At 63.5% G+C, this 16,818-nt stretch carries 13 protein-coding genes; 4 read left to right on the top strand and 9 right to left on the bottom strand.

Features of this window, described 5'->3' with window-relative positions; all coding sequences use genetic code 11:
• Positions 1-33: 33 nt before the first annotated feature.
• From LI72_RS03915 to LI72_RS03880, 8 genes are all read right to left on the bottom strand, one after another.
• Positions 34-1,206, bottom strand: coding sequence for an acetyl-CoA C-acetyltransferase (locus LI72_RS03915; RefSeq protein WP_033924562.1), 1,173 nt, complete (start codon positions 1,204-1,206; stop codon positions 34-36).
• Between the two features lie 144 nt (positions 1,207-1,350).
• On the bottom strand, positions 1,351-2,778 hold the full coding sequence (locus LI72_RS03910) for an aldehyde dehydrogenase family protein (protein ID WP_033924561.1): 1,428 nt from the start codon (positions 2,776-2,778) through the stop codon (positions 1,351-1,353).
• A gap of 112 nt (positions 2,779-2,890) precedes the next feature.
• On the bottom strand, positions 2,891-4,183 hold the full coding sequence (locus LI72_RS03905; RefSeq protein WP_033924560.1) for a cytochrome P450: 1,293 nt from the start codon (positions 4,181-4,183) through the stop codon (positions 2,891-2,893).
• 3 nt (positions 4,184-4,186) lie between these two features.
• Positions 4,187-5,725 (bottom strand): acyl-CoA synthetase, encoded by a 1,539-nt coding sequence (locus tag LI72_RS03900; RefSeq protein ID WP_033924559.1) that lies wholly within the window; start codon positions 5,723-5,725, stop codon positions 4,187-4,189.
• Between the two features lie 197 nt (positions 5,726-5,922).
• Positions 5,923-6,591: a M23 family metallopeptidase gene (locus tag LI72_RS03895; RefSeq protein ID WP_033924558.1), complete on the bottom strand. Its 669-nt coding sequence runs from the start codon at positions 6,589-6,591 to the stop codon at positions 5,923-5,925.
• Positions 6,592-7,027: 436 nt separating this feature from the next.
• A complete protein-coding gene (locus LI72_RS03890) occupies positions 7,028-7,492 on the bottom strand; it encodes a peroxiredoxin (RefSeq protein WP_033925264.1) in 465 nt (154 codons plus the stop codon).
• Between the two features lie 13 nt (positions 7,493-7,505).
• Entirely contained in the window at positions 7,506-10,220 is a 2,715-nt protein-coding gene (locus LI72_RS03885; RefSeq protein WP_052129488.1) for a bifunctional [glutamine synthetase] adenylyltransferase/[glutamine synthetase]-adenylyl-L-tyrosine phosphorylase, read from the bottom strand.
• A 56-nt stretch (positions 10,221-10,276) separates the two neighbouring features.
• Positions 10,277-10,918 (bottom strand): sigma-70 family RNA polymerase sigma factor, encoded by a 642-nt coding sequence (locus LI72_RS03880; protein ID WP_052129487.1) that lies wholly within the window; start codon positions 10,916-10,918, stop codon positions 10,277-10,279.
• Positions 10,919-11,163: 245 nt separating this feature from the next.
• Here LI72_RS03880 and LI72_RS03875 point away from each other — a divergent pair, with 245 nt between their 5' ends.
• From LI72_RS03875 to aguB, 4 genes are all read left to right on the top strand, one after another.
• Positions 11,164-12,843 carry a M28 family metallopeptidase gene (locus tag LI72_RS03875; RefSeq protein WP_033924557.1) on the top strand — a complete coding sequence of 560 codons (1,680 nt, stop codon included), beginning with the start codon at positions 11,164-11,166 and terminating at the stop codon, positions 12,841-12,843.
• A gap of 23 nt (positions 12,844-12,866) precedes the next feature.
• Positions 12,867-13,865, top strand: a complete 999-nt coding sequence (locus LI72_RS03870; RefSeq protein WP_033925261.1) for an agmatine deiminase family protein — start codon at positions 12,867-12,869, stop codon at positions 13,863-13,865.
• 82 nt (positions 13,866-13,947) lie between these two features.
• A complete protein-coding gene (locus LI72_RS03865) occupies positions 13,948-14,790 on the top strand; it encodes a class I SAM-dependent methyltransferase (protein WP_033924556.1) in 843 nt (280 codons plus the stop codon).
• Between the two features lie 9 nt (positions 14,791-14,799).
• Positions 14,800-15,648 (top strand): N-carbamoylputrescine amidase, encoded by an 849-nt coding sequence (gene aguB / locus LI72_RS03860; protein ID WP_033924555.1) that lies wholly within the window; start codon positions 14,800-14,802, stop codon positions 15,646-15,648.
• A 32-nt stretch (positions 15,649-15,680) separates the two neighbouring features.
• On the opposite strand, the gene dnaJ is transcribed toward aguB, so the two are convergent.
• The gene (dnaJ, locus tag LI72_RS03855) at positions 15,681-16,817 is read right to left on the bottom strand and encodes a molecular chaperone DnaJ (protein WP_033925260.1); all 1,137 of its coding nucleotides are present in this window, start codon (positions 16,815-16,817) and stop codon (positions 15,681-15,683) included.
• Position 16,818: the final 1 nt, after the last annotated feature.

The following is a 16,818-nucleotide window of genomic DNA, read 5'->3' as shown; positions in this document are numbered from 1 at the left end:
CCCCTTCCCCAGTCCGGGAAGAATTGTCCGGGCTCAGCTCAGCCGCTCGATGATGGTGACGTTGGCCTGGCCACCGCCTTCGCACATCGTCTGCAGACCGTATTTGCCACCGCGCGTCTCGAGCGCGTTGAGCAAGGTCGCCATCAGCTTGGTGCCCGATGCGCCGAGCGGATGACCCAGGGCGATCGCGCCACCATGCACGTTCAGGCGGTCATGGCTGGCCCCCAGATACGACATCCACGCCAGCGGTACGGGTGCGAACGCCTCGTTCACTTCATAAAGGTCGATATCATCGATCTTCATGCCCGCACGCTTGAGCGCACGTTCGGTCGCAAACAGCGGCTCTTCCAGCATGATCACCGGATCGCCTGCGGTCACCGAGACGTGATGGATCCGCGCGCGCGGCGTCAGGCCATGGTCCTTCAGCGCCTGCTCCGACACGATCAGCACCGCAGAGGCACCATCACAGATCTGGCTCGCATTGGCGGCCGACAGCAGCCCGGTTTCGGTAATCCGCTTGACGCCGGCAATACCCTCGAGCGTGGCATCGAAGCGAATGCCTTCATCGACCTTGTGCCATTCCTTGCCCTCGGGGGTCTCGATCTCGACCGGAACGATCTCGTTATCGAAGGCTCCAGCCTGAGTGGCGGCAGCGGCACGGCGGTGGCTTTCCAGCGAATAGCTGTCGAGCTGTTCCTTGGTCTGGCCGTGCTTCTTGACGATCATTTCCGCGCCATCGAACTGGCTGAACATCACACCGGGAAACGCCTGTTCGAGCCGTGCCGACTTGTAGTTGCCAAGGCCGGCCTTCATGAACAGCACCGCCGGCGTCCCCATCGGAACGCGGGTCATGCTCTCGATGCCGCTGGCGAGCACAATATCCTGCGTGCCGCTCATCACTGCCTGCGCGGCAAACTGCATCGCCTGCTGCGAAGATCCGCACTGACGATCGATGGTCACCGCAGGAATGCTGTCGGGCAGCTTCGAGGCAAGCACGGCATTGCGGCCCAGATCCATCGTCTGCTCGCCGCCCTGGCCAACGCAGCCGGTGATGACATCGTCGATTGCCTTGGTATCGAAGTCGTTGCGGCTCGCAATGGCGTCGAACACGGCTGCACCCAGATCGACCGGATGAACACCCGCCAGACGGCCGCCACGACGACCTCCTGCGGTACGGACCGCATCGACGATATAAGCATGGGCCATGAATTCTCTCCTTGCAGATAGCGGGACAAACCGCGCTAGCCGCGCGACTCCGCCATGGATTTAATCGAACGGTTAAACCGCGTTGCGGCTGACGTCAACGGAAAGAAGAATCCTCCCCGAGACGGGCCCGGGGAGGTTTCTCGATCAGGCCACCGCCTTTTCGCGCTTGACGGTAATGACCTGCGGATAGGTGAATTCCAGCAGGCCTTCCTTGCCATATTCAGCGCCAAAGCCGGACTGCTTGTGCCCGGCAAAGGGTGCGAACGGCGAGAGGTGGAGGAATTCGTTCACCCATACGGTGCCGGTTTCCAGCTGTTCGGCCACGCGAACGCCCTCTTCGGGATTGCTGGTCCACACCGCGCCGGCCAACCCATACTCGGAAGCATTGGCGCGCGCGATGGCCTCGTCGACGGTTGCAAACTTCATCAGCGGCATCACCGGGCCGAACTGCTCTTCTGCAACGATGCGCGCATCCTCGGGCGGATTGTCAAGAATGGTGATCGGCACGTAATAGCCGGGGATCGAAGGATCGTGATCGCCGCCGACCAGGAACTTGTAGCCGTTGTCCTTGGCGTCCTTGATCAGCTCGAGCACGCGCTCGTACTGCTTCTTGTTCTGGATCGGACCGACGGCGGTACCCTGTTCCGCACCATCACCCACCTTCACGTGGCGGGCATATTCGGCAATCGCCGCCGACAGCTCGTCATAGATATCCTCGTGGATATAGATGCGCTTAGCCGCGACGCAGATCTGGCCCGCGTTTGTGAAGCTCGACCAGAACAGCTGTTCGGCCACCTTTTTCACATCCGCGTCGGGAAGCACGATCGAGGCATCGTTGCCGCCGAGTTCCAGCGTGATGCGCTTCAAGTCCTTCGAGGCGGTTTCCATCACGCGCTTGCCGGTGGCAGTCGAGCCGGTGAAGGTGATCTTGTCGATATCGGGGTGCGCGGTTATCAGCGGGCCCAGGTCGTCCCCACCGGTGATGACGTTGAGCACCCCTGCAGGCACCTGATCGGCGATCAGCTCGACGATGCGCAGCGTAGCCAGCGGGGTGAACGGCGAGGGCTTGAGCACCATCGTGCAACCCGAAAGCAGCGCGGGCACGATCTTCTGGACCGCCATCATCACCGGGAAGTTCCACGGCACGATACCGCCGACCACGCCCACCGGCACGCGGCGGGTGCGCGACAGGCGGGTTTCGCTGTCTTCGTTGATCTCGTCTTCCAGGCTCAGTGTCGACTGGGCTGCTGCCATGCCGGCAGCGCCATAGATTTCGCCGGTCGCCTGCGCATGCGGCTTGCCCTGTTCGCTGGTCAGCAGCCGCATCAGCTCATCGGCGTTTTCCTTGATCGCCGACGAAATCTTCATGATCACCGCCCGGCGATCGTCGATCGGGGTCTTCGACCAGGTCTTGAACGCGGCGCGCGCGGCGGCCACCGCCCGGTCCAGCTCTTCCTTGCCGCAATCGGGCACCTGGCCGATCACCTGCTCGTTCGCCGGGTTGACGACGTCGAGCCACTTGCCGGGCTTTTCCAGCTGGCCGTTGATGAGAACGCTGTACTGCTGAACCATCGGAACATTCCTTTCCTGTGAAGCGTGCCCGATACCTTGGCGGCGTGGGCTTATGTCATATGGGGCGTGGTGCGCAGGCTACATCCGGGGCCCGCCGCGCGCCACTATCTATTCATCGTGCCACAAAGCGGATCGGCAGCGTCTTGGGTCCGCCGACAAAGGTGCTGCTGGCCCGCTTGGGCGCCCCGGCCAGCTCGACGCTCTCGATCCGATCGAGCAGTTCATCGAACAGGATGCGCATTTCCATCCGTGCCAGATGCAGACCCAGGCACTGATGGACGCCCGCGCCAAAGGCGACATGGCGATTGGGGCCACGCGATGCATCGAACCGGTCGGGATCGGGAAACACCCGCTCATCATGATTGCCCGAGACATAGCACAGCATCAGCCAGTCGTCCTTGGCGATGCGCTGACCGCCGATCTCGCAATCTTCCGCCGCAGTCCGCATGAAATGCTGCACCGGCGTCGTCCAGCGGATCGCCTCCTCGATCAGCCCCGGCAGCAGGCTGCGGTCGGCCTTGATCCGGGCAAACTGTTCGGGATCGTTGGCCAGCGCCCACATCGCGCCCGCGGTCGAAGCGGACGTGGTATCGTGGCCTGCCGCCGCGACGATGATGTAATAGCCGGCCGCATTGCGGTCGCTGATCGGTTCACCGTCGATCACCGCATTGGCAATCACCGTCGCCACATCGTCGCGCGGGTTGGCGCGACGATCGGCCGCGAGCTGCATGAAATAGCCTTCGAAGTCGCGTACGGCATCGATCACGAACTGCGTGACCTGCTCGGGCGTCAGCTCGACCGAGCGGGCGCGGTTGAGATCCGGATCCTCGCCGCCGAACATTTCCTGCGTCAGCTTGAGCATCAGCGGTTCGTCTTCATGCGGCACGCCGAGAATCTGCATGACCACATGCAGCGGATACAGCGCCGACACCTGATGGACGAAGTCGCATGTGCCTCCCGTGGCGATCATCGCATCGATCGAGCTACGCGCGATGCCGCGGATCTTGTCCTCGATGCTGGCAAGGCTCTTGGGCATGAACCAGCTTTGCGTGAGCTTGCGATAGTCCATGTGCTCGGGAGCATCCATCGTCACCAGCGAACGCACCAGATGGGGGCTACCACCGGTAATCATATGGGTGAGCATCTGCACCGCCACCGGGCCCAGCACCACCGATTTGGGCGCGTTGAGGAACCGCTGATTGTCCTTGCTCACCGTCATGATGTCTTCATGCCGCGTGATCGCCCAGAACGGCATATAGCCTTCGGACTCGACCAGGGCCACGGGCATGTTGTCGCGCGCCCAGCGGAAGGTTTCCTTGATGCCGTTCCACTCGCCGTAAGCGGCGGGGTTGACGATCTTTGCCGAAACTTCGGGTGGCAGGGTGGCGGGGGCTATGGTGGCCATGGCTCAGGCTCCTGCCATCGCTTCGGCGGCTTTTGCTGCAGCCCAATATTCGTCACGCAGCAGCCGCTTGTAGAGCTTGCCCGTCGGATGGCGCGGCAGGTCGTCGCGGAAGTCGATCTGACGCGGCACCTTCACGCCCGAAAGCGAGGCGCGCAGATACGTCGACAGCTCGGCCGCCAGATCCTCGCCGGCATGCGACAGATCGAGTGGCTGGACGATCGCCACTACGCGTTCGCCCATGTCGGGGCAAGGAGCACCGATCACCGCCGCGTCGGCAACCTTGGGATGGCTGACCAGCAGGTTCTCGATCTCCTGCGGGTAGATGTTGACCCCGCCCGAGATGATCATGAAGCTCTTGCGATCGGTGAGATACAGGAAGCCGTCCTCATCCACCCAGCCGACATCGCCGAGCGTCGTCCAGCCTTGCGGATGCGTCGCCTCGCGCGTCTTGCCGGCATCGTTGTGATATTCGAACTTGCCGCCGCCCTCGAAATACACAGTGCCTTCGGAGCGTGCAGCCACCTCCTCGCCGCTTTCGTCGCAGATACGGATCGTGCCCAGCAATGCACGGCCGACCGAACCCTGATGGGTCAGCCAGTCCTCGCTCGAGATGAACGTGAAGCCATTGCCTTCGGTGCCGGCATAATATTCCTTCAGCACCGGCCCCCACCAGTCGATCATCGCTTTCTTGACCGGCACCGGACATGGCGCGGCGGCGTGAACGGCGGATTTCAGGCTGGAGACGTCGTAGCGCGTGCGAACCTCTTCGGGCAGCTTGAGCATCCGAGTGAAGTGGGTGGGCACCCACTGGCTGACATTGACCTTGTACTTTTCGATCAGCGCCAGTGCGGCCTCCGGATCGAACTTTTCCATCGCGATCACGGTGCCTCCCAGCTTGTGCACGGTCATGCACCAGCGCAGCGGCGCGGCGTGATACAGCGGTGCGGGCGACAGATAGACGCTGTCGGGGCCAAAGCCGAACGCACCCTGCGCCAACGCAACCAGCGTGTTGCTGGCGGCGATATTGCCGTCCTCGGGCAATGGCAGGCGCACGCCCTTTGGTCGCCCTGTCGTACCTGACGAATAGAGCATGTCCGATCCGGCGCGCTCATCGGCGATCGGCGTATCGGGCATCGCATCGATCTCGGCCAGGGTCGCGGCATCGTCCAGGCTGACGATCAGAGTCGCCGGACAGGCACTGCGGATGCCATCGAGGTGCGGCGTCAGATAGTCGGACGTAAACAGCAGCTTTGCGCCGCTATCCTGAAGGATATAGCCGATCTCGTCGGCGGTCAGCCGGTTGGAGATCGCAACGAAGATCAGCCCCGCGCGCTGCGCGCCCCAGACGATGTCGAAATATTCGGCGCGATTTTCCAGGCACAGAGCCACGGTATCACCAATGCCGATGCCCTGCTCGCGCAGATATTGCGAGATCTGGCTGGAACGGCGATCAAGTTGAGCGTAGCTGATCTGCTGGCCGGTGCCTGCCATGATCACCGCTGGCTTGTCACCCTGAGACCGGGCGTGGATCGATGGATGCATAGCAACATTCCCTCCTGCTCTCGAAGAACCCGCCCGCCTGCCGTTCGGCATGTGTCAGGACGATTCCCGTCGTAGCCATCATCATTGTTTAATCGCGCGATTAAAGCAACGGGATTTCGCCAGATTTAAGCGACGCACAAACAAAAAGCGCCGGAAATACGGCGCTTGATGTGATCCGTTGAAGGAATGGAGAAGGATTATTCGGCGGGGCCACCCTGGGCGACCCGGCTGCCGTCCTTGATCGCCAGCAGATAATCGCGCGACGAGATGAAGGGCATCGGGTTGACCGAATTTCCGGCAATGCGGACTTCGTAGTGGAGGTGGCTGCCGGTCGAGCGGCCGGTCGAACCCATCAGGCCGATGACCTGGCCCTTGGTGACGCGCTGGTTGGGCTGCACCAGGATCTGCGAGAGGTGACCGTAGCGGGTCTGGATTTCGCCGCCGTGGTTGAGTTCGACATACTGGCCATATCCGCCAACCCACTGGGCCCGGCCGACAATACCGTCAGCAGTGGCATAAATGGGGGTACCGATCGGACCTGCCATGTCGACGCCCTTGTGGCGGGCGCGGCGTCCGGCGAAAGGATCAGCGCGGAAGCCATACTGGCTGGTGAGCTTGAAGCTGTCGACGGGCTTGCGCGAGGGGATCGAAACCCGGCCGGTATCGCGCTTTTCGAGGGACTTCCAATCGGAGAACAGGGCGCGGAATTCGGTGTCTTGTCCGGTCAGGCTGCTGTCGGCTGCTGCCGAGGGAACAACCGCTGCGACATCGGTGGAGCTGCTTTCAGCAAGAGCGGGTGATGCAGCGCACAGCAGACTGGCTGAGGTGGTGGTAAGGACCGTAGCGATAATTCTGGTTGCGACCATGAATATTCAGCACCTTTTTACCGGGCAGCGCGTCTGGCCGTTGGGCCATGGCGGCTGTCCTTCTTTCCCGCAGCCTCATGCGAGGCGGGGTAGAAAAACACAAAAATCGTTGGAACCCCTTCCCTCCGACTTCGTAGCATTGTGAGTAGAGGTAAATGTTTGTGCGCTGCAACCCACATGGGGCGAGGGAGCGTTAAACCGGCTGGCTGACGCGTTGAGTCGTTTTATCGACGATCAAATAGGCCGATTTTTGGCCATTTTTGCGCTCAGACCCTTGTCGGCAGGGCCAGAATCAGGGTCGAACCGAGGCCATTTGCGCGCTCGTGTTAACCCTTTGAGCGGCAGTTCGATTGCATATTTCCGTCATCGCGCATGAAAAAGGCCCGCTGCGATTCGCAGCGAGCCCGTTTTCATACGTCTTGCGACGTATGGGTGCTCAAAGCGCCTGGGCGGCGGCCAGCACCTCATCGACATGCCCTGCGACCTTCACCTTGCGCCACACGCGGACCACCTTGCCATCCTTGCCGATGAGGAAGGTCGAACGATCCATGCCCATGTACTTCTTGCCGTACATCGACTTTTCAATCCAAACGCCCATCGCCTCTGCGAGTCCGTCGGTTTCGGCATCGCTTGCCAGCGGCACGGTCAGGGCGTATTTCTCGATGAACTTGACGTGCTTCTTGGGCGGGTCCTTCGACACGCCCAGCACCTGCACGCCCGCAGCCTCGAACGCTGCCATCTGCGCGCTGAACTCCTGCGCTTCCTTGGTGCAGCCGGTGGTGTCGTCCTTGGGATAGAAATACAGCACCCAGGCGGTCCCTTCATAGTCGGCAGCCGACACGCTGCTGCCATCGGGCCGGGTCAGCGCCATCGGGGGAATGCTGTCGCCAATATCGGTCATCGTCTTGTCCTTCTCACTCTGCGGGCGGTTCGGCCCCAAATAGGTGCTGCCAGGCGATTTGAACACTGGTGCGCGATGTTTCCACCGCAGCCAGCAGCGAATCCCAATCGGCCAGACCGCAGGCCCTGGCGATCAGCGCCTGACTGGCGGGCGGCGGCACCGCGCAATCGGGCGCCACAAGCCGCAGCGTGATCAGCAGCCGGGCCATCAAGTCATGCGCCTCGCCGAGTGTCGGGTCGACCAACCCGGCCTGGGTCAATGCGGCAAGTGCCTCGCGCAGGTCGGGATGGAAACCGGTGTGACGGGTGAGCTGCAAGGCGTGCACGATGAACTCGATATCGACCAGCCCGCCGGGCAACAGCTTCACATCGAGCGGCCCGAGCGGCTTCTTGTGCGCGGCCATGTCGCTGCGCATCTTGAGCGCGTCGGCAAAGGTCTGGGCGTTGTCGCGCGGGGCGTGCAACACGTCGCCAATGATCCCCTCCAGCCGTTGTCGACTGGCATCGGAGCCATAGACGACACGCGCCCGGCACAAGGCCATATGTTCCCAGGTCCAGGCCTGGCTGCGCTGATATTCCTCGAAGCTGGCAAAGGATACGGCGAGCAGCCCCTGCGCGCCATTGGGCCGCAGCCGGGTATCGACCTCGTACAAGGCCCCTGCCGCGGTGGGCACCGTTAGTGCGGCAATAATGCGCTGCGCCAGCCGGTTATAATATTGCGTGCTTCCCAATGGACGACGACCGTCGGACTCGCCGCCGATCTCGCCGCTGAACAGGAAGATCAGATCGAGATCCGACGCATGGGTGAGCGCGCCGCCGCCCAGCCTGCCCAGTGCCAGGATGACGGGCTCGCTATCGGGCATCTGTCCATGGACATCGACAAATTCGCGGATCGCGCAATCTGCCAGGCGGATGATGGCCGCCTCGGCGACGCGCGCATAGCCCCCGGCAATATCCACCGGATCGTGCCGCCCCTCGATCAGCTGGACGCCGAGCGCGAACCGCATTTCGCCCACCCGTACCCGCACCGCATCGAGCCGCTGCTGATAATCATCGCCCGGCTCCTCACGCGACAACCGCCGAACGATCGCCTCGACGCTGCCGACCAGATCGAAGGCACTGGCGTCGATCAGCCCATCGAGCAGGTCGCCGCGCCGCGCGAGGGATTCGGCAAGGGTCGGCGCATGGCTCAAGACATCGACCAGGGTCTGCATCAGCGCAGGCCGCGCCTGCAACAGACGGAACACGTTCACCGTGCTGGGCAGCTGGCGCAGCACATCGTCGAAGCGATTGAGCGCTGCAGTCTGATCGGGCGCATCGGCAAAGGCCGCCAGCAGAGCTGGCAGCACTTCTTCGAAGGCCTTGCGCCCAGCCGCGCTGCGCAGCGCCCGCACCGCGCCGCCGCGCCACGCTTGGACCCGCGATGCCAGCGTCTCGGGCTCGGCCAAGCCGGCTCCGGCCAGCGCCTCGGTCAGCAATTCGGGATCGTTGCTCAACGTGATCGCGGCGTCATCCTCGCTCGCCTTTTGAGAGGCGATCAGGCCATCATAGATTGCTGCGACATCGCCGGTCACCGTGCGAAGCTCTGTGATCATCGCCGCACCACCGGGCAGGCCATGCAACTGCGCGACATTGTCCATCGCCGCCTGGTCGAGCGGCAGGCTGTGAGTCTGCTGGTCGTCGATCATCTGCAGCCGGTGCTCGAAAGTGCGCAGCGAACGATAATGCTGCGCCAGCAGTTCGGCTTCGTCGCTGGGCACGATCCCCTGCCCTGCCAGCGCCGCCAGCGCATCCAGCGTCGAACGCAGGCGCAACGCGGGATCGCGCCCGCCATGGATCAGCTGATGCGCCTGGGTGAAGAATTCGACCTCGCGAATGCCGCCGCGCCCGCGCTTGAGATCGAAGCCCGGGCCCAGCAGCTGCCCCTTGTTGTAATGGTCGCGAATCTGCCGGGTCAGCGAGGCGATCTCGTCGATCGTCCCGAAATCGAGCGACCGCCGCCAGATGAAGGGGCGAAGCGCATCCATGAAATACTGGCCAAGCGTGCGATCGCCGGCTGCGGCGCGCGACCGGATGAAGGCGGCCTGCTCCCAGGTCAGTGCCTGCGATTCATAATGCGACAGCGCGGCATCGACGGGAATCGCCAGCGGCGTGACCTCGGCGGCCGGGCGCAGCCGCAAGTCCATGCGGAAGACATAGCCATGGCCATCGCGCTGGCTCATCATGTCGATCAGCTGCCGCGCGATCCGTTGCGCGGCATCGGCGGGGTCCTCGCGCGGCCGGCACGGCAGGGTTTCGGGGTCGTAGATGAAGATCGGGTCGATATCCGACGAGTAGTTGAGCTCCTGCCCGCCATGCTTGCCGAGCGCGATGACCGCAAACCCCTGCACCGGAGCATCGGGGGTCCGCCGCGCAAACACATCGGCGATCGCTGCATCCAGCGCCTGATCAGCAAAATCGGACAGGTGCCGCGTGACAGCGTCGACTGTCAGTACGCCTGCCAGATCGGCCACGGCCAGCACGAGCGACAGGCCGTTCTTCCGTCGCCGCAGCGCCTCGCTCACACTCGCATCGCTGAAAGCCTGAGCCAGCCATACAAGCGTGGCATCCAGCCCCTCGGCATCGAGTCTCTCGATAAGCCCGGGATTGCGGTCCATCGCGGATGCCAGGAACGGGGCATGGGTCCGGGCGCGCTGCGCGGCTTCGGCAAGGGCTGTCTGGGCAATCATCGCTGCGGTGCTAGCCCCCGACTGGTGGATAGGCAATCATCGCTGCGGGCTGAGGCTCAGTCGTCGTCGTCCACCCGGCCAGGCAGGCCGCCGCTGACCCTGTCGACATCCGCCATGATTGCAGCCATCGGGTCGGCGGTGCGCTCGCCGCGCCCTTCGCTGGCCACGGTATCCTCGATCAGCGCGGACAGCGCCGACCGCCCGCGCGCGACCCGGCTCTTGATCGTGCCCAGTGCCACGCCGCAGATATCGGCGGCTTCCTCATAGGAAAATCCGCCCGCGCCGACGAGGATCAGCGCCTCGCGCTGGCTTTCGGGGAGCTGCATCAGCGCCCGCTGGACATCAGCAAGGTGTAGTTGGTCGCCCTGTCCGGCCGGCATCGACAGGATGCGATCGGCAACGACATCATCCCATTCGGTGGTGAAGCGCGCACGCCTGCGCTGCGACAGGAACGAGTTGCGCAGAATGATGAAGGTCCACGCCCGCATGTTGGTTCCCGCGGAAAACCGTGCGCGCGCCGCCCAGGCCTTGAGCATCGTGTCCTGGACGAGATCATCGGCAACATCCCGATTGCCACTGAGCGAACGGCCATAGGCGCGCAGGTGCGGGATCAGCGACGCGAGCTGAGCCTTGAACGCTTCATCGTCCAGCGGCGTTCCAGCCTCTGGCGCGGCGTCTGCGGAGCTATCAAACGCCATGAAATGCAGGCCTGACCCTCTTGAACCCGGAGACTTGCCGAAGCGAAATGGCGTAACCGCGGCGTCGCCGGTCATTGACACATGTTAATTTCCATACCCGCGTTAAGGAATTTCGTTGCATTTCACAAGCATGCGTCGCGGTGCCGGAAACCACCGCGCTTGCCTGCGTGACACGGGAATGGCAAACACGCGCGCAAGGCAGCGCCTTTGCTCGCCCATTCCCCATTTCTGCGAAAAGAGCGCCCATGACCCTCAAGACCCTGTTCCAAATTGCAGCGGCACCGCTTGCACTGATGGCCGCCAACCCTGTCCACGCACAGCAGGCGCAGTCGCTCGATATCCCTGACGTCGCGTCGCCATCGGTATCGCAAGATACGATGCGTGACGTCACGCGGATGCTGTCATCCGACGAGTTTGAAGGCCGGGCGCCCGGCAGCGTCGGTGAACAGAAGACCATCGCGTTGCTGACGGAAAGGTTTGCCAAGGCGGGGCTGAAGCCCGGCAATGGCGACAGCTGGTTGCAGAAGGTGCCGCTGGTCAGCATCGAGGCGGGAAAAAACAGCCCGCTTGCCATTACCGGCGGCAAGACGCCCCTGTCGTTCGAATATGGCAAGGACATGGTGATAGGCACCTATCGCGAGGCCGAGGCGATCGACATCGTCGATAGCGACGTCGTCTTCGTCGGCTATGGCATCAACGCGCCGGAAAAGGGCTGGAACGATTATGCCGGGATCGACGTGCGCGGGAAGACCGTGATCATCCTGGTCAACGATCCCGATTATGACAGCCCCGATCTCAGTGGCGAATTCGGCGGCAAGGCGATGACCTATTATGGCCGCTGGACCTACAAATATGAGGAAGCCGCCCGGCAAGGTGCGGCCGCCGCGCTGATCGTGCATGATACCGTGCCCGCCGCCTATGGCTGGGGCGTGGTCGAATCGAGCTGGACCGGCCCGCAATTCTTCGCGCAGAGCGCCGACAAGGGCGCCAGCCAGACCAAGGCCAATGGCTGGATCCAGAAGGAAGCCGCGGCAAAGCTGCTGGCCAGCGCCGGGCAGGATCTGACGACGCTCAGCGCCGCTGCCAAGCGCAAGGGCTTCAAGCCCGTGCCGCTGGGCGTCAAGGCATCGGTGTCGTTTGCCAACGCGATCGAGACGACCATCTCGAACAACATCATCGGCATTCTGCCGGGGGCCAGGCGCCCCGACGAATATGTGCTCTACACGGCGCACTGGGATCACCTGGGCCGGTGCAAGCCCGCAGCGGATGGCGACGACATCTGCAACGGGGCGGTCGACAATGCCACCGGCACCGCGGCTCTGGTGGCGCTGGCCGAAACGTTCGCCAAAGCCGGGGCACCCGACCGCAGCATTGTCTTCCTGGCGGTAACCGCAGAGGAATCGGGGCTGCTCGGCTCGGCCTATTATGGCCAGAACCCCATCTATCCGCTGGCACAGACGGTGGGCGGCATCAACATGGATGCGTTCATGATGGCAGGCCGATCGAAGAACGTGACCGTGGTCGGCAAGGGCAAGTCGCAGCTCGATGATTTCCTCGCTGCAGCGCTGACCACCGAGGGCCGCGTGGCAGAGGCCGACGCGACGCCGCAGAACGGCTATTACTACCGGTCCGACCATTTCAGCCTCGCCAAGCAGGGCGTGCCGATGCTGTATATCGATGGCGGCGATGATCTGGTGGTGGGTGGCAAGGCGGCCGGCCAAGCGGCTGCCAAGGACTATACCGTCAATCGCTATCATGGCCCCAAGGACGAGTTCAACCCGGACTGGGACTGGTCTGGCGTGATCGCGGATTTGTCGCTCTACTACCGTGTCGGGCGAAGCCTTGCGATGTCGCAGAGCTGGCCGAACTGGGTCGAGGGCGATGAGTTCCGCGCCATTCGCGACCAGAGCCGTGCCGGCCAGTGATCTGCATGGAGCGAGCTGATCCGATGACGCAGATGATGCCGCCCGAATGGAGCCCGCAGCAATGGCTGTGGATCGGCTTTCCGCATCTTGCCGATGAATGGCAGGGCTTTCTGGCCCCTGCCCAGAGCGAGATCGCAGCCTTTGCCCGCGCCGTGGCCGAAAGCGGTCAACCGGCCCGGCTGGTCTGTCCCGACGAGGACCATGCCAGGCTGGCGCGCGGCCTTACCGGCGATGCGGTCGATATCCGCGTCCACCGCTATGGCGACATCTGGCTGCGCGACACCGGGCCGCTGGTGGTCCGCGAAGCAGGCAGCGGGGCGAAAGCACAGCTGTTCGGCTTCAACGGCTGGGGCGGCAAATATGTGATGCCCGGCGACACCGAGATCGGCGCTACGCTGGCCGACGAAGCCGCGCTGCCGTCAGCCAGGGCGGACTGGGTGCTCGAAGGCGGCGCGATCGATGTCGACGGCACCGGTCTTGGCGTTACCACCGAACAGTGCCTGCTCAACCCCAACCGCAACCCGCATCTGTCGCGGCAGGAAATCGAGGCACGGCTCCACCGCGACCTGGGGATCGAACGGCTGCTGTGGCTGGGCGACGGCCTGATCAACGATCATACCGACGGGCATGTCGATAATCTGGCGCGCTTCGTGGCTCCGGGCACGCTGGCGCTGCCGGTGGCAGCAGGCCATGACGACCCCAATGCGGCGATCTATGCCGATGCCCGCCAGCGCGCCGAAGCCTTCGGGCTGAAAGTCATTCCCATCCCCTCGCCCGGCCTGGTCGAACGGACCGATGCCGAAGGCGAGGTGAAGGTCCAGCCCGCCAGCCATATGAACTTCGCAATCACCAGCCATCTGGTGGTGGTGCCGGTCTATGGCGGCGCATCGGACGGCCCCGCGGTCGACGCGATCGCGGCATGCTTCCCCAATCGGCGCACCATAGGCCTGCGCGCGGACGCGGTGCTGGCCGGCGGTGGCAGCTTCCATTGCGCCAGCCAACAGATGCCGCAGTTCGATTGATCGGTTTTCTCGGGCCGGGTATAGCCGCACCCATCAAGCTTCCTATATCTGCCGCACCACAACACACTGAGGATTGCCACCCATGCGCCACCTGATCATTCCTGCCCTGATTGCAGGCACTGCTCTGCCGATGCTCGCTGCGATGCCGGCTGTCGCCGCCGAAAGCGCTAGCGCGTCTGCTGCGATCGATGCGGCTGTCACCGCCGATCTGCGCGGAGAAGACAAGGCGCGCGACAAGTATCGCCACCCCAAGGAAACGCTGGAATTCTTTCAGGTCGCGCCGAACATGGTGGTCGCCGAATATGCCGCGGATGCAGGCTGGTACACCAAGATCCTGGCACCGCTGACCGTGACCAGCGGCAAATATGTGGCGCTCGGCGTATCGCCGGTGGCAGCGTCCTTCAACGAGCAGCGCAAGGCGCAGATGGCGGCATTCCCCACCGCCTATCCCGAACGCGCGGCCAAGGCGACCGGCATCGCTGCCGACAAGATCCACGCCCATGTCACCAACGCGGTGCCGGCAGAGCTTGCCGGCAAGGTCGACCGCATCCTCATTTTCCGTATGCTGCACAACATGAACCGCTGGGGCATCCTGGGCAGCGAGCTTGACGCGATGCACGCCATGCTCAAGCCGGGCGGCATGATCGGCGTCGAACAGCACCGCGCCAAGGCCGGTGCGCCCGCGGATTATGTCGATGGTTCCAAGGGCTATCTCAAGGAAGCCGATGTCATCGCGATGTTCGAAAAGCACGGGTTCGTGCTGGCCGGCAAGAGCGAGATCAACGCCAACCCGAAGGACAGCGCGGACTATCCCGGCGGCGTCTGGACGCTGCCGCCCAACTATGCGCTCAAGGATGTCGATCGCGACAAATATGCCGCGATCGGCGAATCCGACCGCATGACCCTGTTGTTCAAGAAGAAGTAATTTCGTCCCATGACCGAGATCACCGTTGCCGCCTTGCAGCTTCCCCTGGGCGCAAGCACGCCCGAGAATATCGAGGCGGTGACGGATCTCGTCGCGTTCGCAGCTGACAGGGGCGCGCAGATCATCCTGCCGCCCGAGCTGTTCGAAGGCCCCTATTTCTGCCAGACCGAGGACGAGGCGCTGTTTGCAACCGCGCACCCCACGTCAGAGCATCCTTCGGTGCGGGCGATGGCCAAGCTCGCACGGCAGCTGAAGGTCGCGATCCCGACCAGCTTCTTCGAGCGTGATGGGCCGCATCATTACAACTCGCTGGCGATGATCAACCCTGACGGCGAAATCCTGGGCGTCTATCGCAAAAGCCATATTCCGGACGGGCCGGGCTATGAGGAGAAATACTATTTCCGCCCCGGCAACACCGGCTTCAAGGTGTGGGACGTATGCGGCACGCGCATTGGCGTCGGCATCTGCTGGGATCAATGGTATCCCGAAACTGCCCGCGCGATGGCGCTGATGGGGGCAGAGCTGCTGTTCTATCCGACCGCGATCGGATCAGAACCCTATGATGCCGATCTCGATACCAGCCGCATGTGGCGCCGCGCGATGCAGGGCCATGCGGTGTCGAACTGCATGCCGGTGATCGCCAGCAACCGGATCGGCAGCGAAGGCGGGCAAGAATTCTACGGCCACAGCTTCATCACCAACGAATGGGGCGATCTGGTGCTGGAATATGGCGCCGAAGAGACCGGCGTGCTGGTGGCGACGCTCGATCTTGTGCGCGCGCGCAGGCACCGTGCGGGCATGGGCTTTTTCCGTGACCGCAGGCCCGAGCTCTACGGACGGCTCGCCCAGGATATCTGATCATGCGGACCCGATAGGGGGCAAGGTGCCCCCTATTCGCCGATCCCGTCCCACATTTCCTTGAGTTTCGCGAAGAAGCCGGTGCTTTCCGGGCTTTCCTGACCGGTTTCTGTCGCCTGGAATTCGCGCAGCAGTTCCTTTTGCCGCGCCGACAGCTTGGTGGGCGTCTCGACATCGATCTGGATGACCATGTCTCCGGTACCGCGTCCCTGCAGCACGGGCATGCCCGCACCGCGCTGGCGCAGCTGCTTGCCCGACTGGATGCCGGCGGGAATGGTGATGCGATGGCGCTTGCCATCCAGCCCCGGAATTTCCAGCTCGCCGCCCAGCGCCGCCGTGGTGATGCTGATCGGGCAGCGCGTGATCAGGGTGGTGCCGTCGCGTTCGAAGATGCGATGCCGCGAGACATGGATGAAGATGTAGAGGTCGCCCGGCGGCGAGCCCTTGGGGCCAGCCTCGCCCTTGCCGGTGAGGCGAATGCGCGTGCCGTTGTCGACACCCGGCGGAATATCGACCGACAGCGTCTGCTGCTTGTCGACCCGGCCTTCGCCACGACACGAGCGACAGGGGTTTTCGATCACCTGGCCCGAGCCATGGCAGTTGGGACAGGTCCGCTCGACGACGAAAAAGCCCTGCTGCGCGCGCATCTTGCCGCTGCCGCCGCACAGGTTGCAGGTGCGCACCTTGGTGCCGGGCTCCGCCCCGCTGCCATCGCAGGTATCGCAGGTCGCTGCGACATCGATCGTGATTTCGCTGGCCTTGCCGTGATAGGCCTCTTCCAGCGAGATTTCCATGTCGTAGCGCAGGTCGGCCCCGCGCGCCGGGCCACGCCGTGCGCCGCCGCCGCCAAAGCCGCCACCAAAGATGGTATCGAAGATGTCGCCCAGATCGGAAAAGCCTTCAGGCCCGCCCCGTCCGCCGCCACCGCCCGACATGCCGTTTTCATAGGCCTCGGGCCCGAACCGGTCATAGGCTGCGCGCTTCTGGGGGTCCTTCAGGCAATCATAGGCCTGGCTGATCGCCTTGAAGCGAGCCTCGGCCTCGGCATCGCCGGGGTTGCGATCCGGGTGCCACTGCATCGCAAGCTTGCGATAGGCGGACTTGAGCGCGGCGTCGTCGGCAGTGCGCGAGACGCCAAGCCGCTCGTAATAATCTTTGGCTATGGTCATG

The organism is Sphingomonas sp. 35-24ZXX (assembly GCF_000786215.1).
GTDB lineage: Bacteria > Pseudomonadota > Alphaproteobacteria > Sphingomonadales > Sphingomonadaceae > Blastomonas.
Note: the sequence above shows the minus strand (reverse complement) of the source record. Positions and strands in the feature narration are given on the sequence as shown.